Consider the following 21,508-nt stretch of genomic DNA (forward strand, 5'->3'; position numbering starts at 1 on the left):
TACGAAAGGGGCAGGATAGTTGAAGTAAAGGAAACTTTTTCCTTTACTATTCGTATAAAAAATAACAAGAAACAAAGTTGTCCTTGGGAGGTGTAAAGGTGGATTACGGATTATTGGTTATTGGTATAGCTCTTTTACTTGTGTCTTACTTAGTAGCTGTGAAAAAACAAACCTGGTTGTTAGCTGGATTTAATGAAAAAATGATTAAAAATAAGTCTTTGTTAGGTACAGTAACAGGTGGAGTTTTTTTTCTTCCTTTTGGATTGTTAGCAGTTATCAATAGTTTCATTGACTATCCTTATGAAGGAACGGTTCTTATAATTGCTTTGTTGGTTTTATTAACAATTACGTACGTATTTATCAATAGAAGATTACTCGATTAATTCAACTAACGGGTGCTTTACTTCAAGAAGAAAGGTTGCTGCGGCAGCCTTTTTCTTATGGCACTAAAGGGGCAGATTAGTTGAATAAGAACTTTTGGATAATTATAGTAAATATATGCAAGAATAAGTATCCAAAATTAGGGAGGATTTCTTATGATATATGATAATCTAAATAAAACAATTACCACTAAACGGCTAGTACTAAGACTGTTTCAAAAATCTGATGCAGTAGCTGTTACTAAACTTTGTAATAATTATAATATTTATAAAAATACATTGTACCTACCTTATCCATACTCTATAGAGGATGCTTTATCATGGATTGAGCATCCTCTTGATAATTTTAATGCTAATAAATCATATGAATTTGCTATAACAGATAAGGAAAATGGAGAATTATATGGAGCTATAGCGCTATCTAACAACCAAAAGTTTAATAATGGTGAATTAGCCTATTGGATTGGTGAAAAATTTTGGGGAAATGGATATGCTACAGAGGCAGCTCAAGCCATATTAAATTTTGCATTTGAAGAAAAGCAATACCATAAAGTATTTGCTCGTTACTTTAATTCAAATCCAGCTTCAGGAAGAGTTATGCAAAAATTAGGATTGAAAAAAGAAGAGAGCATAAGTATATGCTCTTTTGACTTAACATTTATCCAATTAAGATTTTTTCTTCTGCATAACGAATTTTTGATTTATCATTTGAATGAATAGCAATTGCAAACGCCATGGTCAGAGGTCCAACCCTACCCACCAACATCATAATTGTAATCAAAATACGACCAATAGGGCTCAGTTCCCCAGTAAATCCAGCACTTAATCCAACTGTACCAAAAGCAGAGACCGTTTCGAATAATATCTTGGACATGTCAGCCCCTTTTTCTGTTATAGTGAGTAAAAAGAAGATGATAAAAATAAATATTACCCCAGAAACAGCAATTGATAAAGCTCTAAAAACCTGAGACTTTGGAATTCTTCGTTCAAAAACACTTATATCTTCCTTATTGGTTATAACTGCCCATAGGGCAAACAGTAACAAAGCAAATGTCGTTACTTTTATTCCGCCCCCTGTTGATCCTGAAGCTGCCCCTATAAACATTAATCCCATCATATATACTTGAGAACTTAATGTAAGTTGGCTTATATCAACTGTATTGAAGCCAGCCGTACGGGGGACAACACCTTGAAAGTAAGCAGCCCACCATTTATCCACTATATCCAACGTTCCTAAGGTAGCAGAATTATTGAATTCTAAGCCGAAAATGATAAAGGTACTTACCACATTTATCAGTAGGGTAAATAATAACGTAATTTTGGTGTGAAGAGATAACCTTTTTATTTTTAATTTTTTCTGTTCATATATATCTGTGATTACAAAAAATCCGATTCCCCCAAGCATAAACAACAAAGTAATAGTAAGATTTACAGTTGGGTCTCCTACCCACTTACTTAAGTTATCAGGTTCTAAGCCAAATCCTGCGTTGTTAAAAGCTGAGATAGAATGAAATATTCCATAATAAACTGATTTCCCCCAACTCATTTCCTGTGACCAGCGAATGGCCAGAGCAGCAGCCCCTATAATTTCAACAATTAAAGTAATGATGATAATTCGTTGAACTAGTTTGATTACCCCTTGTACTGAAAACGTGTTCAAAGATTCTTGAAGCAATAACCTTTGTTTCAAGCCAATCCTTTTTCCTACGATGATAAACATCAGTATGCTACTGGTCATAAATCCCCAGCCACCCAATTGAATAAGAATAAGCAAAACGATTTGTCCAAACAGTGTAAACGTTGTACCAGTATCCACAACTGCTAGTCCTGTTACACAGACAGCAGAAGTAGCTTCAAAAAGGGCGTCAATAAAACTGAGATGATGCCTGTCTTTAGTAGCCGCAGGTATCATTAATAAACACGTTCCAATAAATATTAACCCAGAAAAACCAAACAACAGAATGTGTGCGGGGTGAAGTTTAATAAAGTTAAACCTAAGGTGTTTTTTATTAAGTAGCATAGTTATCTCCTTTTTCTAAGGAATATATCGTCCGACCTATCTTTATACCTTTGCACTTGACCTTGAAATAAAGAGGTTAAATAAAGATCAAAATGGAAAGAAAATATAACCCTTTTTGCCCTTAGACAATATATTAATGTGTTTCAGCAGGTCAACTTTATTCTATATTTGAAAATCTGGCTAGATTCTCTCTGTCCCCAATAACCACTAATAAATCTTCTTTATGAATAATCTGATCTGGAGATGGGGATATTATGATATCTCCTTCTCTTACGATGGCAATGGCACTGATATTATATTTAGCACGAATATCAAGTTCCCGTAGACTTTTTTCAGCCATTCTTGAAGGGATTAATATTTCCTCTATATTGTATTCTTTTGACAGCTCAATATAGTTTAACATATTGGGTGATAAAAGCTGATTTGCAACACGTTCTCCCATATCTCTTTCAGGATAGATAATCCAATCGGCCCCTACTTTGTCTAACACTTGCCCATGTTGCTTACCTAGAGCTTTCGCGATTACTTTTTTTACACCCAGCTCCTTAAGAAGCAAAACGGTTAAAATACTGGACTGCATATCACTCCCAATTGCTACGATTACACAATCAAAATTGCGAATTCCGATTGCTGCAAGTGTTTGCTCTTCCGTGGTATCCGCCACGACTGCATGAGTCACGTATAATTTGGCATCTTCTACTCGTTCTTCATTAACATCAATTCCTAAAACCTCATGTCCAGCCTCATATAATCTTAGAGCTACACTAGTACCAAATCTCCCCAAACCAACAACTGTATATTGTTTTCTTATCATCTCTATCTCACTCCCTACATTTTGATTATCCAATTATTATTTCCTTTTGGATGAAGGTTAGTAATCGGTTTACACCTCATAGTAATTCCAAATGCAATTGAATGTAATTGTTAAAGGTCCTATTCTTCCTCAAATGAAAATAATGAGTTCACGACGAATAAGAGAAAATTCTGGAGTTAATTTCATGGATAGATCTACAGCACCAAAAAATAACATAACCATGTCCTTTCTTTTCTTTTTATCAAAAAAGATACTTATTTCACGCCGACTAAAGCGACTACTTTTTTGAGTGTCGTTCCCTGAACTAATAGAGAAAATACAACATTGCTGAACGTTATCGCTAATAGCAGCTCTCGCCCTTCAAACTCCGGTGTAACACTTAATATAAGAGCAATAGAAAGAGACCCTTTTAATCCTCCCCAGGCAATTACATGCTTCCAGGAAGTAGGAATGTTTTTATCAAAAGCTAGACTGACATACACGGCAACAAATCGAGCCGAGAGTACGATTAGAATACTCCCAATAATCAACCATCCTTTATCTAAAAAATTAATACTACTGACTTCTAACCCTACCAATAAGAAAATGAGTGCATTCGAAAGGAAGGCAACAATTTCCCAAAAGGAATCCATTTTTTCATGTGTCAGGTCAGACATCCCGATATTTTTCCCATATGTCCCGAGGATTAAACCAGCTGTCACGACTGCGATCACCCCTGAAACATGAAAATGTTCCCCAAGATCAAAAGCACCGTAAAAGAGAACCATGGAAAGTCCGATTTCCACCAAATAATTGTCGATTTTGGATGTAATACGGGAAGCAATAAATCCGCATACTCCACCGATAAGGATACCTCCAATAACTACTTGTATGAACTCAATTAAAGCCTCAAAAGTGCCTGTTAGACTTAAAACAGTGGTCACAAGTGCAATTTTAAATAATACAACGGCTACTCCATCATTCGCTAAACTTTCTCCTTCAACAATAATGGTTAACCGTTTATTCAGGCCCATAGCTTTAAAAATACTAAGGACTGAAACAGGATCGGTGGCTGCCATCAATGCTCCGAAGATTAGTGCTTGTTGTAGAGAAAGGTTCAGTAGAAAATACATTAGAAAAGAAACGATTAAAAACGTTAAGAATGTTCCAACAAACGATAACAATAGGATAGGCTTCTTATTCCGGTTTAGTTCATCAATCGGAAGTTTAAGCGACGCATCTCCTAATAGAGCTGATAAAAAGATTAAAATGACTGTAGTTTGGAATACAGTATCAGTTGCAGCATAACTCTTGACCTCAGATAAACCGGGAATAGGTAGAATGCCTATTATCAATCCAACAATAACAAGAAATGTAGGATACGGTTGGTTCATTTTTTCTGCAATAAAAACAATCCCTACCGCGATAGCCAATAAAATGATCCAGTATGTAATCAGATACTTATTCTCCCTTCATATGATGCATATTACACCCAATAACGGCCGTATAACATAACCTTTATTTACATTACTCAGGATTCGTATAATAAAACCTACATCTTTTAGTATGTTTATACAAATCAAGTTTAGATAATTGTTAATAAGGAACATAAAAAATAAAGTGATCGGAGTCAGTTTAAGTACCAAAACAGTTTGAGCACGTTCACGAACTCACATTTACTTATCGGACGTCCTAAATGGAGTAAATGCATTTCTTTTAGACAGTACTTTTAAAAGACTATTTTTTAGGGACATTTTCTTTTAGGGTATTTTTTTTATAAAGGATAGCAAATAGTATTATTAATACACCTACCAATACCAGAGGAAATAACCAAGTATTGATGAAATGCTGATAAATCCATGAATTATGCATAAAACCCACCTCGGTATTTGTTGTTTCCTATAGTATGAACCTTTTTTTAGAACGTTATCAAAACTCAACATATATGAAGTAGCCAGGACATACCCCAGGAATGAAGATGTGGATACATTCGTTTCTGAAGAAGGCTGTCTGGACATTATGCCGAAAAACATCAGTAAAGGAAATGCCTTATTAATCCTTTTAAAACACTTGCAACTCAATCCCGAAGAAATCGCATGCATTGGTGACTCTTTTAATGACATCCCTATGTTTAAACTAACACCAAACAGCTTTGCGATTGTCGCATGCCCATGAAGATGTCAAAAAAGAAACAGCATATGTCGATGAGACGGTTAGTGAAGCAGTGAAGATGATTCTTGAAAAAAAATGCCCGTGAATGTAAATATTAATGATCAGATTCAAAAGGTAATTTCATATTAAATTTCTAAAACCCTCTTCAACAATCGGGAGCGATTCTTTAATAAGAATCGCTTTTCTTATAGAACTAACGAGTGCGTTAGTTGCATAAGACATGAGCTCACAGAAGATCCTAGGCGTAGTCTTTCATAATAAAGTAGGAATATTTATAAGTATTTTCTCATAAATATATTTACTGCTGGGGCAGCTGAAGGTGGTAAAGGTGTATATTAAGTTGACAGTCCGGACTTTAGTATTGGAAATTGGAATTTCCATTCCAATGTTCATATTCTTAACTATAATGTTATAGGAATAGTCTATTTGCCTTATTATAAATAAGTGCGATGCTTAAAAATAAGATTTCTAACTATAAGATAAAAAAATCTGGCCCCAGCTATGAAGATATACTTCATAGCTGGGGCACAAATAAAATTATTAAATAAAGAAAAGCAGACCCCTCCATTCACTGAATGGAGGGGTCTGCTTTGCCAAAAATTAAACACATTAAAAAGTAAAAATCTCAAATTAGTTACTTATTGGATCTTTGATCGAAAACGAGGATGATACTAAGAAATAAAATTATAAATATTCGTTTGTTTTAATTCTGTTCGTAAAAGTACACTTTTACGAACGGTTCTTTTTTTTATAAAATCAACTCATTTTCACGTTCGTTAAAGTTGAAAAACACTTTATGAACGTTCAAGATTTTGCATACACTTTTACGAACGATTTTGGTAGAATAATAGGAAAGTAAGTAGATAAAGGAGTAAAAAGATGGAAGTTCGGAAATTCGGATACATAAGAGTTAGTAGCAAAGATCAAAATGAAGGGCGTCAACTTCAGGCCATGAAAGAAAAAGGATTAGATGAACGAGATATCTTCCTAGATAAACAAAGTGGGAAAAACTTTGACCGGGCTCAATATCAATTGTTAAAACGTATGATCCGGAAAGGGGATGTCCTATATATTCATTCACTCGATCGTTTTGGCCGGAACAAGGAAGAAATTCTACAAGAATGGAATGACATCACGAAAAATATCCAAGCAGATATCGTGGTCATGGATATGCCGTTGTTGGACACTACTCAATTTAAGGATAGTTTAGGGACCTTCATCGCAGATCTTGTTTTACAAATCCTTTCCTGGATGGCTGAAGAAGAAAGGGACCGAATTCGAAAACGGCAGCGTGAAGGAATTGATGTTGCTTTGCAAAACGGTGTGCCCTTCGGCCGGCCGAAATCCCAAGTAACAGAAGAGTTTAAAGAAATCTATGATTTATGGAAAGCAGGAGAGATGACAGCCGTTAAAGCGATGGGAGAATTAGGAGTTAAAAAGACGACTTTTTATAAGTTGGTTAAGGAATATGAAAAAGACTTTAAAAAGATCACTATATAATAGAAGACACTCGTAAAAAACAGCTTTTGCTCAATGGAAGCAAAGGTTATTAATGGTACTTATTTTATTATTATATACTTAAAATCTTACGACTTATGTTTGATGTTATTTTCGAATCTCCCTCAGCTTAGTTGTAGAAGGAAAATTGTATTTGAAATAGAATTACTATGTTTAAATGGAAAAAGTAGGGAAAATGTTATATCAATTTTGGTGATTATTAAGTAAAATAGAAGAAAATGGAGTAGGGGGTATAGATATGGTTACAATTGAACAGTTTGTACGTATATACAGAGCGAAAATTTCTTTTGGTAAGAAAAAGCGTTTAAGTGCAATCCAGGAATACTTTGCAACAGAACACAATACACAATATGAATTTAATGAAGATAGTAACCAGTGCTTAGAGATAATAATTAACTTTGTGCAAGAAAATCCACTAATGGAACAAAATGTTTTTACGGATATAGTAGATTTACTTCATGACAGATATTCACTCGGTGATGCATTTATTATTTATAATTCAGATATAAATCAAAATCTTGATTTTGATCGTTTCTCTGAGGTTATTAATGATTTGTTTGAAAATACGATTGAACGAGACATGTTTAATTTTGATGCTGACCATGTTAATGTAGATGATGTTGGTCAAACAATCAAAATAAAATGTCGTTATAGAGAGTACCAACGGGATATAGGTAATGACATTAGAAGTGAAAATATTAATCACAGTGGCCAAATACCCATTTACTTTGATTTTTCAAAGCAGAAGATATTAATTAACACTGGATACAATAAGGCAGCAAATACTCTGGTTAAAGCTATTAATGAATCTATTAATTCATTTTCAATTTATGAAGTTAAGGTAAAGGATAATGTCCGGCAAATTCCTAATTTAATAGGTGTTACTGATTTCGATCCGCTATCTTTGTTATCTCTATATTTAATACTTCAAGAGCTGAGTAGTAATAATTATATTGTAAATGACATTCTATCAATTTCCTTTAATAATGAACAGGCACCTAGAGTAAAAAGAGCAAGGCTAGGGGGTACAAACCTGTTACAGGATTCAGATGTTGTACATAGGGTATATAGAGGGGATTGTATTACAAACTTTCTTTTAGATATTATACATTTGAATCATCACGGACAAGCCGATTTAATTGCTGAGGTTCATTTCGATTTTAGGACCGATTTAAAGGTTTCCTTTATTAGCTTACAAACTCCAGGAACGCTGACGGTTCAGGATGCTTGTTTGGAAATTGAACAAATTATTAACAATGCAATTGATCAAAATACGGTGCAGAACACATTAGCATTAATAAATGCAAATCTGCCCAGAATGGAAGTTAATAACCAAGAATTATTTGCAAATGTGTTAATAAATATTAAAGAACAATTATGTGGAATTATAACGAACCAAGAAGCTAAAGATGCTGTAGAAGGTTACTTTAATACAACCTATAGATTGTAGGTGATAAAAATGAACCTAGTAAATGCTTATTATATTTTAGAAGGTGATCACGGATTCAATTCCTTTCCATGGTCAGGTGATGAAAAATCCCAGTTTGATGTTACACATAAGTTAGACATTAACAAGGATAGATACGGAGAATTCTGTTGGGGGAAAAAGAACTTATTCCTCTATAATTACAACTTTCTTATATATATATATGATGCTAGGCGTATCATTTGTTTTACATCCTCTGTTATTAATGCATTAAAATTTGGTGAGTTTATAAAAGATCAAAAACATGTCAAAATGAATATTGCCAATATTAATGTTAAAGAACTATATGGATTTAATAATGAAAATATACAATACTTTGAAATTGATCCTATAATAGGAGTTTCGTTTACAACTACCGACAAAAGTCAATCTTGGCCAACTCTAGTTAAAATCTACAAAACAGGTCTAACGACATTTAATATGACTAGCAATATCGAGATTATCGAGAACATAATGAATTTAAATATCCAATTACTTGAGATGAGTGAAAAAAATAATTAATTTTAGGGGAAATGAAAAATTATTGATGATATTGCCAACCTTTTTATTGGCGCAACTAATAATAGCTACACATATTTAGCAGGTATTTCAGCAGTAATTGGAGCTATCTTACCGTTAACTACAATAATATTTGCACAATTCTATGACAAGTCCGCGGAAAGGTCAAACGAAATTTTTTGGGAATTACGTGAAAAACTTATAAAAGGAAAAATAACAGAAGAAGAAATATCGTTGGAATTTAAAAAAATGCTGTATGTTGGTGGCAACTCATTGATTTTTAAATGGACGTTACTAGTTTTCCGTTGGGTTTCATATTGTTTATTTGTATTATGGGTGTTAGTCTGTGTAGGATATACTTTAAATGATAATCCCGAAAGTCCCAATACATTGACAGATGATATAACTATTATAGCATCCACTTTGTTACTTTCATTAATTCTTCTCTCATTTCCGAGTATTTTTGCTTATGTAAGAAAGAGAGTACCAATCCCAATAAAGAATAACGGTTGTTCAATTACTGCAGTAGAGCAAGTTTTATTAGACGATAAGCGAATAAATAACTATGATTTTTATAAAAATTTCCTTATACCAAAAATTTCCTTTTTATCAGAGGATAAAGATTTCAAAGTTCGTTATTCGCAAAACATCCCTTTAAACGACTTTAAAATATTATGGGTATTAAAATCGAACGATAAAAAAACTCTATACATTAAGTTAAATATAGAACAAATCAATATTAATAGTGCTGAAAATATTCCCTTTAAAGTAATAAATAAAACAAAGAATTCTAAATTTGTTTGGAAATTAAAATGGTTACAATCAAAAAAGAAAAGTTTCAAAACTCCATCGTCACTTTCAAAGTTATTTGCTCAAATCGAATCACGTCAATCTTTAGTTTATTTTCAAGATCAAAAAGGATCACCAATCTTTGTAGGAAATGTTAAAGTAAATGAACATATGGAGTATTATATTAGTAGTATTACTCATAGTTCGATAAATGGTGATATTGCAAATCTGTTAAATAGGAAAAAGAGCTTTATAGAATTTCATGATACTGGTCGAGCCCCTCTCGATTATGAACTAACTCAAATTTAAATCCTATTAAAGGAGGAACTATAAATTAATATTTTAGTTCTTTCTTTTATTAGAGGGCCAGTCTTAATGGATTTCATTTATTGTTAGTTTACATAGATTTGATTATTGAAAGTGGGTCAAAGATAGGTGAGGCTTCAACTTATTAAAATTAGTTTGCTTTGATCAGAACAAGGAATAAATTCTTCAGGAACTAAACCTAAGGATCCATTAGTTTACATAATACTGATTATAAGTAGAAAAGTAGCCTGATCCTCGAATTGGATACAGGCTTTATTTTTCGTTAAGTGTGCTTTTACGAACAGCTTTTCAAGCATCACATCCCCTAAAAAAGAAAAAGATAACGAAGCTAAACCTCTTAGCATTAATTAAACTGAATTGTCCATATATAGTAAAACACTCTTTTCAGGGGAAAATCGGAGTAATAAAAAGTCCACCTTTTTTATGTGAACTTTTACTATTTAGCAATACACGGAAACTATATTTTAAGGAATAAACTCTTATAAATGTAGGAATACGCCGACAATGAAATTTCTACGGACGAAATATGGGCAGATTGTAATCGTGGATTATCAATAGCTTACTAGAGAAGGGGGTAGAGAAAGTAAAGTTTTTTAATTTTAATATGGATAGTAGTTTATACTTTGAAGCTACGTCTTAAAAAATCAACCGTTTGATCCATACTTAAAGCATGTGATCCCTTGATTAATATTGTTGTTCCAGGTTGGATATGATTCACTAAATAACGATGCAACTCATCTTTCGTTGAAAAGTGAATAATTTTATTGGGTGAAAAACCAGAGGCGATTGCTCCTTTTCCTATTTCAACGGCTTCCGCTCCATACGTATATATATAATCGATCCCTTTCATTTTTAAATATTCCCCAACCTCACGATGCCCAGCAACCGAGTAATTTCCTAACTCCATCATGGAGCCCAAAACTGCTACCTTATGGTTGTTTCCTATATGGTTTAGGACATCGATTGCTGCTTTAAGTGCATGAGGATTTGAACTAAAACTATCATCAATAAGCCGAATCCCTTGCGGAAGTGAATGAACTGTTAACCTACGATGCGGTCGTTTAAATGTTTTAAGTCCGTTTTTCATTTCTTCGATTGTAAAACCTAAATGATGGGAGACAGCAATTGCTGATAGTGCATTATAGATGTTATGTGTACCATAAATAGGTATCTGGAATATTTGTTTTCCTGCATCTATCTTAATTTCAAAAGACATGCCTTTATCATTATATTGTATATTATAGGCACGGTAATCAGCTGAATTGGTTATGCCTACTGATATGATTTTCCCCCTAAAGGTGTTTGTTTGAAGTAGCTTGGAACGTTTATCGTCTACATTTAGAACTAACATTCCATTCGGATCAATTCCCTTGATAAGTTCTCCTTTTGCTTTTGCTAGCTCTGAAACGGACCCTCCAAACCTTCCGATATGAGCAGAGCCAATATTGGTAATGACTCCGATATGTGGTTGAATCGCTTGACAGTGCTTGACAATATCACCTGGGTCTTGTACTGCGTATTCCAAAACAGCTGCATAATGAATGGGTTTTATATGTTCTGCGTAAATAGCGGTATGTTCATACAGGTTTAAATTATATCTGGTTTTGAATATCCTGCCTCGCCGCTTTAAAATCGATGCTATCATTTCTTTCGTTGTTGTTTTCCCTGCACTTCCTGTAATAGCAATAATTAAACTCTCTGTATCTTTAGTAGATTTAAATTTTTCCATAATTTTCTCCTTAATAGATAATTTATCATTCTATTCACAATAAATAACCAAACTAATTTAATATTTTTACAATTTCTAGAGTTTCAAGATTACAGTTGTAAAATATTAATTTCTGCTTGGTATTCCTGTCCACATTCCTAGGATAGTCGTTTGGTTCTAAACACAATAAATGAAACTTAAAACTAGGCCTTAGTCTTCTATCGAAGGCATTCTAATTCATTAGGTTTCCGGACTTTAAAACCCTTATACCTTAAAAGGTAAGAAGGGAATCAGGGGTTTCCTAGATATACCGGATCAAACTGGATACTTTTTTACCAAGCTTGGATAGTCCAAGGCAACGTAAACATTTTCTCCTCTTCACCCCGTTTGCCTTATGTTATAAATGATTTTTGGTAATGTATTCAAGCAATCGTTTTTTTATAAAAGCGCAAGCGTCCTTGGGAAACAATTAAATAGCAACTTGTTCCAGCTATTAAAGTAGCTTCTTTCTCATGGACGAAAGGCAGTGGACTGAGTAAAGTGAAATAGAATGGGCATATCTTTAATTTTCTACCTATTGAAACGGAGAGGAGCATTTTATCGTAAGGGCATATAGCTAAAAAATGTGATGGTCGTTACTTCTTTTAATATTCTATGATAATAGTATTAAAATCCTGAAAGGGATTTTGCATACTCAAAAGGTGTGGGGAGTATTAAGGGGAGAATCCTTTGTTCATCTTCTGTTCTGTTTGCTTTTATTTCTGCAGCATAATTTAGCTGAACTTCTAATAACCAGACTTTTTTATTTTTATCAATTACCAAATCCACAGCAGCATCGCCTAGTTTATACCCTTTTTTTTCCATGACCTTCAATGCTCGAATGCATAGTTGAGTAATTTCCTCTACCTTTTGTTTTGTTTGATCTTCATTTAAATTATAGATTTCCTTTAAGGCAGTTTCACCCGGGATGACTCTTTCCCTATTTTTTGAGTTTGAAATTATACTATCCTTTTGACCAACTTTTGTTTCCATACCTGAATACTTCCATTTTTTTGTATAATCTTTTTGAAGATATACTCTAAAATCTATTTTATTTTTTTCCTTATTAAAAGAAGGAATTTCCTCTTGGATGAGATACTTTTTATTTTTTATTAAATTCTTTTGAAGAGTTTGGATAAACTCTTCTTTTGATTTAATGGGAAATTTATTCCCGAATCCATCTGACCATAAATAGCCCTCACTGGCTTTTTTTACATGAAAAATCCCATTTCCTCCAGCCATTGTAGCTGGTTTTAAATAAACTGCTTCACATGTTTGAAATGCCTTTAATACACTGTTCACGTTTTGATATTCTTTTGTCCTAGGTAAATGTTTCTTTATAATAGGTTGTTTAGACATGTGAACCCAAAAATCCCATTTATTTGTGTTCCCATAAGGGTAATTAAACAAGTTTCCTTGTATATGTTCAATAAGATGTTGATATCTCTTTTCCCTTAAAGGAATTCGATTAAAGATCACAGAAGGGTATGGAAAAGTCCCTAATATAAATGATTTGGTTTCAGGATTATAATAATAGCCTGAAATGGTTTTATTGGTCATATTAATTGAGTCGGGCCTGAAAAGAAAAATAAGTCCCCTTATTTTTTCAAAATTAGAAAAACGTAAAATTTGTTGTTTAGGATCTTCGAAGTATCTTGGATAAACGAGCATACCTATAACAGGACCTAAGAATAACTGGTCATCCTCTAGATAATAATCATATGGTAACTTAGGAATTAGCACTTCTTTCGTTAGTTTTTGAGGAATGATAATTTCGCTTAATTTTAAATTGTCGTCAAATTTAATCATGAATTTTTTTGTTAACGTACCAAAATGAAGTGTGAGATGGTTGGACTCGATACCTGTTTCCTTGAACGTTTTATCACTCATATAAATAAAGTTTTCGTCTATCTCGTTATCTAGTACAATTGAGTAGAAAAATCGATCTTTTATATATTTGACTGTCTTGTTCATGTTCATTAGGCTTGACCCTTTTACGAGTATTACACTAATCTTTTCTATGCAATTTTTTAACTCTCTGTGTAAATCCTCCCGGTTTTTAAAATGTTGAACCCTTTTCTCATCGTATCCTGCATTAATAGCACCTTCACGAATAAATTTTGCACCCTGTCCATACGTATAAATTGCATCAACCTTATTATCAGCTAAGTAATGCCCGATATCCTTATGGCCTTTAACCGAGTACTCACCTAATTCGAGCATACTTCCTAGTACAACAATCTTTTTCTTCTCTTTACCTATTTCGGCTAGTACATCTATAGCCGCTTTTACAGATTGAGGATTAGCATTTACTGTGTCATCTATTAAGAGTGATTGGTTACTTAATTCAATAAAATTCAATCTCTTATTTGGTACTTTATAATTTTCTAATCCTGCTCTAATCTCAGATGTAGTGAATTTAAAGTGATGAGCAATTGCAATAGCAAATAAAGTATTAAGAATATTATGATTACCAAATGTAGGAATAAAGAATTCTTCCTTTTTATTATCAAGTGTAACTTGAAATTTCATCCCCTTTTTCACATACTTTATTTCTCCCGCTTGATAAGTTGCCTTATTTTTAATTCCCACTGTAATGATTTGTCCCTTAAATGTACTTATATCTAACAATTTTGAGTTTTCGTCATCCTTGTTAATAAGTAATAACCCATCAAGTTTCATATTCTTAATTAATGCAGATTTATATTTAGCCGTTGATGCAATGCTATTTCCAAGGTTTCCGTAATGAGCTGATCCGATATTTGTGATGACGGAGACATTGGGTTGAATGAAATTACAATGTTTCTCTCCAGCCCCTTGTTTTCCCATCCCTAACTCTAAGAGGATCGCCTGGACAGAGGGGTTATAACTTTCAGCTATTTTTTGTGTGTGAATTGGTAAATTTTTATTACCTATATTTTTCAAAATTTTCCATTTCTGTTCTAAGATTGAGGATATCATTTCTCTTGTAGTTGTTTTTCCAGAACTACCTGTAATTGCAATAGTAGGAACCTTTAAAATAAGTGGATTCATATTTTTACCTCCATTTTTGATTTTGGAAAATTACATACAATCAGTTTTATTAAAAATTCCATAAAAACTAATAAAAACTCTTTGAATATTTATCTATAACTAAATGAAAAGTAAATTTTATTTATTCCATTTTTTTTATTGCCATTATGGCTAACATTAAAGTAGGGTCAATCATTTTCATAACCCTATTAAAATAAGGAAACATAAGCGGAACTTCCGTGCAACAGCCTATAAGCATTGAAATTCCCTTTTCGTTATAATGATTTATAATTTGATTTAGTTCATAAATATATTGATTATTCTTTAGCTTCCCTCCTTTAACATTCTTAATGGCGTTATCTACTACTTCTTGTTCCTTTTCATCAGGTATGATTGTTTCAAATGGGCTATTTTCAAATGCACTTTGATATAATCGAGTATTAATAGTTGTTTCTGTTGCAAGTAGGAGTATTTTTTTTTTCACTAGACTTTCATATTCACGTATTGTTGCCTGTACAGTGTTTTTAATCATGCTGTAAAACGGTATATTAATAGCCTTTTTTACTTCATTGATCCATATATGCGCTGTATGGCAGGGCATAATGATGAAATCTGCACCAGCTTGTTCTAGAGTAATGGCCGATTTGATTAATTCGGGTAAGGGACTTGTAGAGGATTGATTGACATCCTGTATTCGCGGAGGGATTTTAGGGTTATTGTAAATGATTATTTGAAGATGGTCTTGATCTATTTGGGCTGGAGTATTCAAAATAATTTTATGGAACAAATCTAATGTTGCATAGGGACCCATTCCACCAAGTATTCCAATTGTCTTTTGCACCTCATCTCTCTTCCTTTCTCATTTCTATTGTTATTTTAAACTCCAATCTTTCATATCACCTAGTTATTAGCGTAACTAGGTTCAACTAAAAACGGGTCGTTCACTTAATGATAATTAATAAAACAATGACGACATGAAAATCCCTAAAGGCCGCCCACATGAGTTGATATTTAGGTATTATGCCGTCTAGGTTATGAGGTAAACCACTGAAGAGTTAGTAAACATAACAAAAATCTATTTAAGTGTTTTTTTGAATGAGATATATAACGGTTAATACTCATCTAATTTCTTAAGTGCTAATTCAAATTCATCTTTTGTTAGTTGCTCTTTGGCTAATAATGAATATAGAACGGCAAATGCAATCGGCTTTACATCCACATTAATTTTTATATGGACATTAACATCCGAATTACCGCTTTGGGTGATTTGCGCTTGTGTCAAATCTCCTGACTTCTCAGAAGAACGCTTGCTCTTTTTCTTTTTCATTCAGCAAATATCCCCTCTTTTAAAATTCTATTTCTTGCTCTTGTTCTTGCTCAGTTTCAGCTTCAGCAGTTGAATGCACCTTTGAATTAGATTTAGAAAAAACTTTAATATCATTTGTGGAGTTTCCACTGTTGGTAACATGAGCAATATTCTGACTTTTTAGTTCGATTTCATTTTCTTCCTCATTCTTGTTTTTTTTATCGTGAGTATCTTTATAGTGTTTTGAACTCATTTTATTTCCTCCATTTTTTCATTTTATTTTTCCATTCATCACACAAGCTATTAAAAGCCCTCTTCGCCTTCATCTTCTATTTCTTGCTCTTGTTCTTGCTCAGCTTCAGCTTTAGCCACTGAATTTACATTTGAATTAGATTTAGCATTAATATTTATATTATTTTTGGAGTTTCCACTGTCAGTAATACTAGCAGTGTTTGTACTCCTCAGTTCAGCTTCATTCTCTACATTGTCAGTATCTTTATGTTGTTTTGAACTCATTTTACTCCCTCCGTTCATTGATTGATTTTAACTGCTTTTATACATTATTCAGAGTACAACAAAAAGACTGGGTAAATTATTCAGGTCAAGAGTGGAGTTGTACATTAATGGTTCTATGCCCAACGTAAACCCATGGTCATGCACTCTAAAGCGATGATGATATGAGACTGTACTGTTTATTAGGCACCAACAGAAAAATCGCGTATTGTATCAGCGAAGCCTGAAGCAAGGCTATAGTTTTACATGCCAGAAGGGGTCTTCACCGTATGGACCAAGCTTCAAGTTTCCTGCTAAGATTGTCTGTTAATCGTACAAACCATTTTATTGCTTCATCTTTTTGAAGAATCTCTTCCTATATAATCTCCTTCGCAATTATGAGACCGAAAGGGACTGCTGTACCGGCTTAATAAGTCAAGTTATAGATTGTGTCTTTGTAACTTATCTAGTTTTCTATTTTATCTCGCATGAGATGTGCGTCAAGATCGTTCAACTTAACGAATAAAAACATAATCCGCCAAAAGAGGATATAATGCTCTGAATTTTACATTCCCAAAAGACCCCGAAGAGAGGAGGAAGGGGATGTCATCTTCAAACCCTTTTTTCGAAGAATTTGAATCCCAAACCGAAAGTTATTCAAAAAACATCGTTGGAAGTTTCTTCACATCAAATTACGTCCGTTTGGATTTGGTGGAGGTTTCGTCTTTATTGTCGTTTTGTTTATACTTTTAATCATTGTTGGATGTAGTTGTGCCGGTTGTTCCGGCGTATGTGGCTATGGTTACGAAGGTGGTTAAGGAGGCTTCTCTTAACATGAGGGTTGCATTTAATTTTTCCTTCAGGGTTACATAATATATATTAATGATTCGATAACGACGAACTGTACGGCTTATGCTTCGCCTACATTCCGTAAGTTCCTGTTCCATTTACGGCTACCGCCGCCATACCGAATGAGTCGAATACTGTAATTAAGAGATTAAAAGAACAAAAGGTCATAAGGATAGCAGCTGAACTATGCCCCTTTTTTAATTTTAAGTTCGAGTTTATCAGAGGTATATAAGGATAGTCCAATCAATACCGCCTTCATTGCAAGAAATGTAAAGGCTTTTTGTGGTTTTACACCTAAGTCTCTAAGAATTACATGTTTTAGTATGATAGCAAGCAATTTTGGACCACAAATACTCGTTGAAGGGTTTGGCCTATCATTAACACAAGCTTCAAGATATGGGAAGCTAGAGGATTATCTTTTAGAAGAACAAATAAGATCAGAACGTGATTTAATTAAGGAAAATGGGACTTAATGGAGTTAGTATAGTTTCATGGACACATTTTAGTTAAGTCCTTACAATGATTTTTGAGAGGATGTGTCCGTCTTGGAACGTAAGAATACAGGTAAAAAATATAATAATGAATTCAAGAAGACTATTGTAGATCTTTATCACTCGGGTAATTCGGTCAAAGAATTAAGCAGCGAATATGGCGTATCAGAAGTTACCATTTATAAATGGGTTAAGGAATTTACCCCTATCGGTTTAGGGGAAGAGTCTATGACTCCAAAGGAATTAGCCGCCATACAGAAGGAAAACCTTCGGTTAAAGCAAGAAGTTGAAATCTTAAAAAAGGCTATGGCCATATTCGCGAAAAAATAACCGAGACAGATCTTACCGAATTTATTGAGGAACACAAGAAACAATATCCCGTACAGAAGATGTGTGAAATACTAGAAATCCCAAGAAGCAGCCATTATCAGTCCCTTCAAATAGTCGTATCAAATCGCGAACAGGAAAACCAAGAACTAACGAAGGAAATTCATCTTATTTACCTGGAAAGCAAGGGACGATATGGGGCTCCAAAGATTCATGAAAGCTTATTAACCAAAGGGTTTCCCCTAAGTCTTAAGCGTGTCAACGTTTAATGAGCAAGGCGAGAATTCGTTCTATTACTAAGAAAAAATACCGTCCCTATCCATCTAAAGAAAAGGTTATTCAATTGGATAATTTGCTAAAACGAGACTTCACTACTCAGACCATTAATGAGAAATGGGTAGCAGATATTACGTATATCCACACGTTAAAAGACGGATGGTGTTATTTAGCTTCGGTATTGGACCTTCATTCAAAGAAAATAGTAGGGTATTCATTTTCTCGTTCAATGACGACAGAACTGGTCATAAAAGCTTTCAATAACGCACACCTATCACAAAAGCCCTCGGAGGGCTTAGTTTTTCATACCGATCTTGGCTCACAATATACAAGCAGTGAGTTTACTCAACATATCCAAAGCCATCATAGTAAGCAATCCTTTAGTCAGAAAGGTTGCCCGTACGATAATGCCTGTATTGAATCCTTTCATGCCCTATTAAAGAAGGAAGAAGTCAACCACGTACAATATCTAGACTATCAAACAGCTAAATTAGCGATGTTCCAATTTATTGAAGGTTGGTATAACCGAAAAAGAATTCACAGCAGCTTGGGCTATCAAACCCCACAAGCCATTGAAGACCGAATTAGAAATACAGCTTAAGATTTAACTTTTTAGTGTCCAAAATATTGACTCAAATCCACTAACAGGTGCGTTAGCTGAAGATCGGTGCTGTCTTCAAGGCAGCTTTTTCTTTATGCAACTATAGGGGCAGGATAGTTGCAAAAGGCGAACATGTCTTTTATGTCGTATAAGACACAAACTGTGAATGTAAATTGTGCATAAAAGAGGTTGTACTCTTGGACAAAAAAATGAAATGCTGTACAAAAAATATGGACAGCATTTCTAAATGATAAATTTTTGAAAACTTGCGCTTCTCATAAGTCCCTTTTTAGACAAGCATTGGAATTTCACTTCACACTTTATTAATGGATCAAGATAAAAATAGTTTTCATCCTCGTTAGTGATTAGCTGCTTAGATATTTCGTAAAAGGCTTTTCTTTCTTTTGGAGGAACAAATTCCAATATACCTTTGTATTGATTATCCTGATCTAACATTAACCAACCAAATTTTTTCTTACGAATTGCTCCTATTTTTACCGAATCATATTGATAGTTCTTTATTTTGAGAAATACGTCTTGTGGTCTTGAATCCAATGTATAAGGTCTACTTAAATTCTTAGAAACCACACCTTCCAGTCCTAAATCCTCTACTCTGTTATAAAGTTCATCACCGTCTGAATAAGTAGGACAAGTAGATATAAACGGAGTGTTTTCTACAATGGTGCTTAAGGTATCTAAGCGTTCAGATAAAGGTTTGTTTATAAGAGATTCACCATTCAAATACAAAATATCAAATGAAGAAAAATGAACAGGTAACAGGTCTTTTATTTCTTTGATTTTTTCCTGATTAGACATTTGAAAACGTACCATTAAACTGTCGAAACAAGGTTTTGGAGGGTTTTCTTTTCCGTCAAAGCAAATCATTTCTCCATCTAAAATACAAGTCGTTACAGGCAATTTGATACCTTGTAGCTCAATGTATTTATAGGTGACTTCATTTAGGTGTCTGGTGAAAATTTTTATATTTCCTCTATCGTAGTGAAATAAAGCCCTGTGACCATCTAATTTTAATTGGTGAATATACTTATTGCTTTTGGGGATTTCTGTAGCTGGTTGTAAAAGCATCGGCTTAATAGGTGTATTTAACATATTTAAACCTCCTCATACAACAATAACATCCTAAACCACAACATTTTATGGAGGTTTATTAGAAGAAGAGGATAGATGTGGAAGTTAATTATGTACAGTTAATAAACCTTAAAGGGATGTTACGCAGTACGTATAAACCGAGAGACTGTACTACACATATCCATACAGTCATATTGTGAAAGCAAACGTCATTCACTGTGCGTTTAAGATGTACAGTATCGCTTGTGTTTACTTCAACAAAAGGGGCAGCATTCCTGTAATAACTGAAAATGAGGTTTGAACGAAAAAATAACCTCTTGGTAGAATGAGAGAGTCCTGAAGCTCGGCAACGAAAAGGACAAAACTCAAATACCAGGAGGCTTTAAAATGAATTATAACCAAAATAAGAAAATTGCTCAAATTACCTCTCAAACCCTTATTGTAGGGGTGGATATTGCTAAATTCAAGCATGTGGCACGTGCTCAGGACTTTAGAAGAATGGAGTTTGGATCACCTTGTTATTTTGAGAATACAAAAGAGGGATTCGAGCATTTTCTTAATTGGATTATGGAAATCAAGAAAGAACAATGTATGGAGAATGTGATGGTTGGGATGGAACCGACAGGGCATTATTGGTTCAACCTAGCTCATATGTTAAAAGAAAATGAAATTAAGTTTGTAGCTGTAAACCCTTTGCACGTCAAGAAAAGCAAGGAGCTTGATGATAATTCTCCTACTAAAAATGATGTGAAAGATGTTAAAGTCATTGCCCAGTTGGTCAAAGACGGAAGATACGCCGAACCTACGATACCACAAGGAGTTTATGCCGAACTACGGGTGGCGAAGAAAATTCGTGATCTTTTAACAGAGGATCTTCAGACGGTCCAAGGGCAAGTCCATAACTGGATTGATCGGTACTTTCCAGAATTTCTAACGGTATTTAAGAAGTGGGAGGGAAAAGCAGCATTACAATTCTTAAAGCTCTATGCTTTACCACATGAAATAGTAAATTTCACTGAACACGAACTGTTAGCCCACTTAAGAAAAACCGTGACCCGAAGTGTAGGTCTAAGCAAAATTCGTAAGTTAAAGCAAGCAGCCAGTAAGTCCATCGGACTTCGACAAGGCTCCGAAATGGCAAAACTGGAGCTGAAAACGCTTCTGGCTAAATATGAATTAATCTACTTAAAATTCGAAGAATTAGATACAAAAATAGATTGTTTACTTGATGAAATACCAGGTGTACCACAAATGTTAGCGATAAAAGGTGTTGGTAGAGACACTGTTGCCGGCTTCTTTTCAGAAGTTGGTGACCTTAAGGAATATACTCATCCC

The 21,508-nt window shown here is 33.9% G+C and carries 18 protein-coding genes and 2 pseudogenes; 10 read left to right on the top strand and 10 right to left on the bottom strand.

Annotated elements, in window-relative coordinates; all coding sequences use genetic code 11:
* Positions 1-98 precede the first annotated feature (98 nt).
* Together J7I96_RS25160 and J7I96_RS25165 are read left to right on the top strand one after the other, a co-directional pair.
* Positions 99-383 (top strand): DUF3784 domain-containing protein, encoded by a 285-nt coding sequence (locus J7I96_RS25160; RefSeq protein WP_215048156.1) that lies wholly within the window; start codon positions 99-101, stop codon positions 381-383.
* A 153-nt stretch (positions 384-536) separates the two neighbouring features.
* Entirely contained in the window at positions 537-1,100 is a 564-nt protein-coding gene (locus J7I96_RS25165) for a GNAT family N-acetyltransferase (protein WP_215048158.1), read from the top strand.
* On the opposite strand, the gene J7I96_RS25170 is transcribed toward J7I96_RS25165, so the two are convergent.
* The 3 genes from J7I96_RS25170 to J7I96_RS25180 all read right to left on the bottom strand — a co-directional run bounded on the left by J7I96_RS25170 (position 1,039) and on the right by J7I96_RS25180 (position 4,626).
* Positions 1,039-2,400, bottom strand: a complete 1,362-nt coding sequence (locus tag J7I96_RS25170) for a TrkH family potassium uptake protein (protein ID WP_215048159.1) — start codon at positions 2,398-2,400, stop codon at positions 1,039-1,041. The two genes, J7I96_RS25165 and J7I96_RS25170, sit on opposite strands and share 62 nt — an antisense overlap.
* Positions 2,401-2,557: 157 nt before the next feature.
* Positions 2,558-3,214 (bottom strand): potassium channel family protein, encoded by a 657-nt coding sequence (locus J7I96_RS25175; protein WP_214926357.1) that lies wholly within the window; start codon positions 3,212-3,214, stop codon positions 2,558-2,560.
* Positions 3,215-3,468: 254 nt separating this feature from the next.
* On the bottom strand, positions 3,469-4,626 hold the full coding sequence (locus J7I96_RS25180; RefSeq protein WP_251029244.1) for a cation:proton antiporter: 1,158 nt from the start codon (positions 4,624-4,626) through the stop codon (positions 3,469-3,471).
* Between the two features lie 547 nt (positions 4,627-5,173).
* Between J7I96_RS25180 and J7I96_RS28225 the strand changes: the two are divergent.
* The 5 genes and pseudogenes from J7I96_RS28225 to J7I96_RS25205 form a co-directional block, all read left to right on the top strand.
* A pseudogene (locus J7I96_RS28225) lies at positions 5,174-5,450 on the top strand (HAD family hydrolase); the annotation flags it as partial.
* Between the two features lie 794 nt (positions 5,451-6,244).
* Positions 6,245-6,865: a recombinase family protein gene (locus tag J7I96_RS25190; protein ID WP_215048161.1), complete on the top strand. Its 621-nt coding sequence runs from the start codon at positions 6,245-6,247 to the stop codon at positions 6,863-6,865.
* Between the two features lie 256 nt (positions 6,866-7,121).
* Positions 7,122-8,333 carry a hypothetical protein gene (locus J7I96_RS25195; protein ID WP_215048163.1) on the top strand — a complete coding sequence of 404 codons (1,212 nt, stop codon included), beginning with the start codon at positions 7,122-7,124 and terminating at the stop codon, positions 8,331-8,333.
* A gap of 9 nt (positions 8,334-8,342) precedes the next feature.
* Positions 8,343-8,870: a hypothetical protein gene (locus J7I96_RS25200; RefSeq protein ID WP_215048165.1), complete on the top strand. Its 528-nt coding sequence runs from the start codon at positions 8,343-8,345 to the stop codon at positions 8,868-8,870.
* A gap of 231 nt (positions 8,871-9,101) precedes the next feature.
* Positions 9,102-9,965: a hypothetical protein gene (locus J7I96_RS25205; RefSeq protein WP_215048167.1), complete on the top strand. Its 864-nt coding sequence runs from the start codon at positions 9,102-9,104 to the stop codon at positions 9,963-9,965.
* Positions 9,966-10,599: 634 nt separating this feature from the next.
* On the opposite strand, the gene J7I96_RS25210 is transcribed toward J7I96_RS25205, so the two are convergent.
* The 6 genes from J7I96_RS25210 to J7I96_RS25235 all read right to left on the bottom strand — a co-directional run bounded on the left by J7I96_RS25210 (position 10,600) and on the right by J7I96_RS25235 (position 16,564).
* Positions 10,600-11,712 (bottom strand): UDP-N-acetylmuramoyl-tripeptide--D-alanyl-D-alanine ligase, encoded by a 1,113-nt coding sequence (locus J7I96_RS25210; RefSeq protein ID WP_214774513.1) that lies wholly within the window; start codon positions 11,710-11,712, stop codon positions 10,600-10,602.
* A 645-nt stretch (positions 11,713-12,357) separates the two neighbouring features.
* Positions 12,358-14,763: a YheC/YheD family protein gene (locus J7I96_RS25215; protein ID WP_215048169.1), complete on the bottom strand. Its 2,406-nt coding sequence runs from the start codon at positions 14,761-14,763 to the stop codon at positions 12,358-12,360.
* A gap of 121 nt (positions 14,764-14,884) precedes the next feature.
* Positions 14,885-15,583: a cysteate racemase gene (gene cuyB, locus J7I96_RS25220; RefSeq protein ID WP_215048171.1), complete on the bottom strand. Its 699-nt coding sequence runs from the start codon at positions 15,581-15,583 to the stop codon at positions 14,885-14,887.
* Positions 15,584-15,853: 270 nt separating this feature from the next.
* Positions 15,854-16,069, bottom strand: a complete 216-nt coding sequence (locus J7I96_RS25225; protein WP_215048173.1) for a hypothetical protein — start codon at positions 16,067-16,069, stop codon at positions 15,854-15,856.
* A 19-nt stretch (positions 16,070-16,088) separates the two neighbouring features.
* Positions 16,089-16,301 (bottom strand): hypothetical protein, encoded by a 213-nt coding sequence (locus J7I96_RS25230; RefSeq protein WP_215048175.1) that lies wholly within the window; start codon positions 16,299-16,301, stop codon positions 16,089-16,091.
* A gap of 50 nt (positions 16,302-16,351) precedes the next feature.
* Complete coding sequence (locus J7I96_RS25235; protein ID WP_214925891.1) at positions 16,352-16,564, bottom strand: hypothetical protein; 213 nt, start codon at positions 16,562-16,564, stop codon at positions 16,352-16,354.
* A 662-nt stretch (positions 16,565-17,226) separates the two neighbouring features.
* On the opposite strand from J7I96_RS25235, the gene J7I96_RS28510 reads away from it, so the two are divergent.
* Positions 17,227-17,358 (top strand): YjcZ family sporulation protein, encoded by a 132-nt coding sequence (locus tag J7I96_RS28510; protein ID WP_214925897.1) that lies wholly within the window; start codon positions 17,227-17,229, stop codon positions 17,356-17,358.
* A 576-nt stretch (positions 17,359-17,934) separates the two neighbouring features.
* Positions 17,935-19,084 (top strand): annotated as a pseudogene (locus tag J7I96_RS25245) (IS3 family transposase).
* A 243-nt stretch (positions 19,085-19,327) separates the two neighbouring features.
* Here the strand turns inward: J7I96_RS25245 and J7I96_RS25250 are convergent.
* Complete coding sequence (locus tag J7I96_RS25250; protein ID WP_214774518.1) at positions 19,328-20,194, bottom strand: ATP-dependent DNA ligase; 867 nt, start codon at positions 20,192-20,194, stop codon at positions 19,328-19,330.
* A gap of 366 nt (positions 20,195-20,560) precedes the next feature.
* Between J7I96_RS25250 and J7I96_RS25255 the strand changes: the two genes are divergently transcribed.
* Positions 20,561-21,508: IS110 family transposase (locus tag J7I96_RS25255; protein WP_215048177.1), on the top strand; the 948-nt coding region annotated here is incomplete at its 3' end.

Source organism: Bacillus sp. ISL-78, assembly GCF_018613455.1.
GTDB classification, from domain to species: Bacteria; Bacillota; Bacilli; order Bacillales; family DSM-1321; genus Peribacillus; species Peribacillus frigoritolerans.

Excerpts from the sequence above, each read along its gene's own strand:
- J7I96_RS25165 (WP_215048158.1), top strand. The coding sequence starts at position 537 with ATGATATATGATAATCTAAATAAAACAATTACCACTAAACGGCTAGTA.
- J7I96_RS25170 (WP_215048159.1), bottom strand. The coding sequence starts at position 2,400 with ATGCTACTTAATAAAAAACACCTTAGGTTTAACTTTATTAAACTTCAC.
- J7I96_RS25175 (WP_214926357.1), bottom strand. The coding sequence starts at position 3,214 with ATGATAAGAAAACAATATACAGTTGTTGGTTTGGGGAGATTTGGTACT.
- J7I96_RS25190 (WP_215048161.1), top strand. The coding sequence starts at position 6,245 with ATGGAAGTTCGGAAATTCGGATACATAAGAGTTAGTAGCAAAGATCAA.
- J7I96_RS25195 (WP_215048163.1), top strand. The coding sequence starts at position 7,122 with ATGGTTACAATTGAACAGTTTGTACGTATATACAGAGCGAAAATTTCT.
- J7I96_RS25200 (WP_215048165.1), top strand. The coding sequence starts at position 8,343 with ATGAACCTAGTAAATGCTTATTATATTTTAGAAGGTGATCACGGATTC.
- J7I96_RS25210 (WP_214774513.1), bottom strand. The coding sequence starts at position 11,712 with ATGGAAAAATTTAAATCTACTAAAGATACAGAGAGTTTAATTATTGCT.
- J7I96_RS25215 (WP_215048169.1), bottom strand. The coding sequence starts at position 14,763 with ATGAATCCACTTATTTTAAAGGTTCCTACTATTGCAATTACAGGTAGT.
- J7I96_RS25225 (WP_215048173.1), bottom strand. The coding sequence starts at position 16,069 with ATGAAAAAGAAAAAGAGCAAGCGTTCTTCTGAGAAGTCAGGAGATTTG.
- J7I96_RS25230 (WP_215048175.1), bottom strand. The coding sequence starts at position 16,301 with ATGAGTTCAAAACACTATAAAGATACTCACGATAAAAAAAACAAGAAT.
- J7I96_RS25235 (WP_214925891.1), bottom strand. The coding sequence starts at position 16,564 with ATGAGTTCAAAACAACATAAAGATACTGACAATGTAGAGAATGAAGCT.
- J7I96_RS25250 (WP_214774518.1), bottom strand. The coding sequence starts at position 20,194 with ATGTTAAATACACCTATTAAGCCGATGCTTTTACAACCAGCTACAGAA.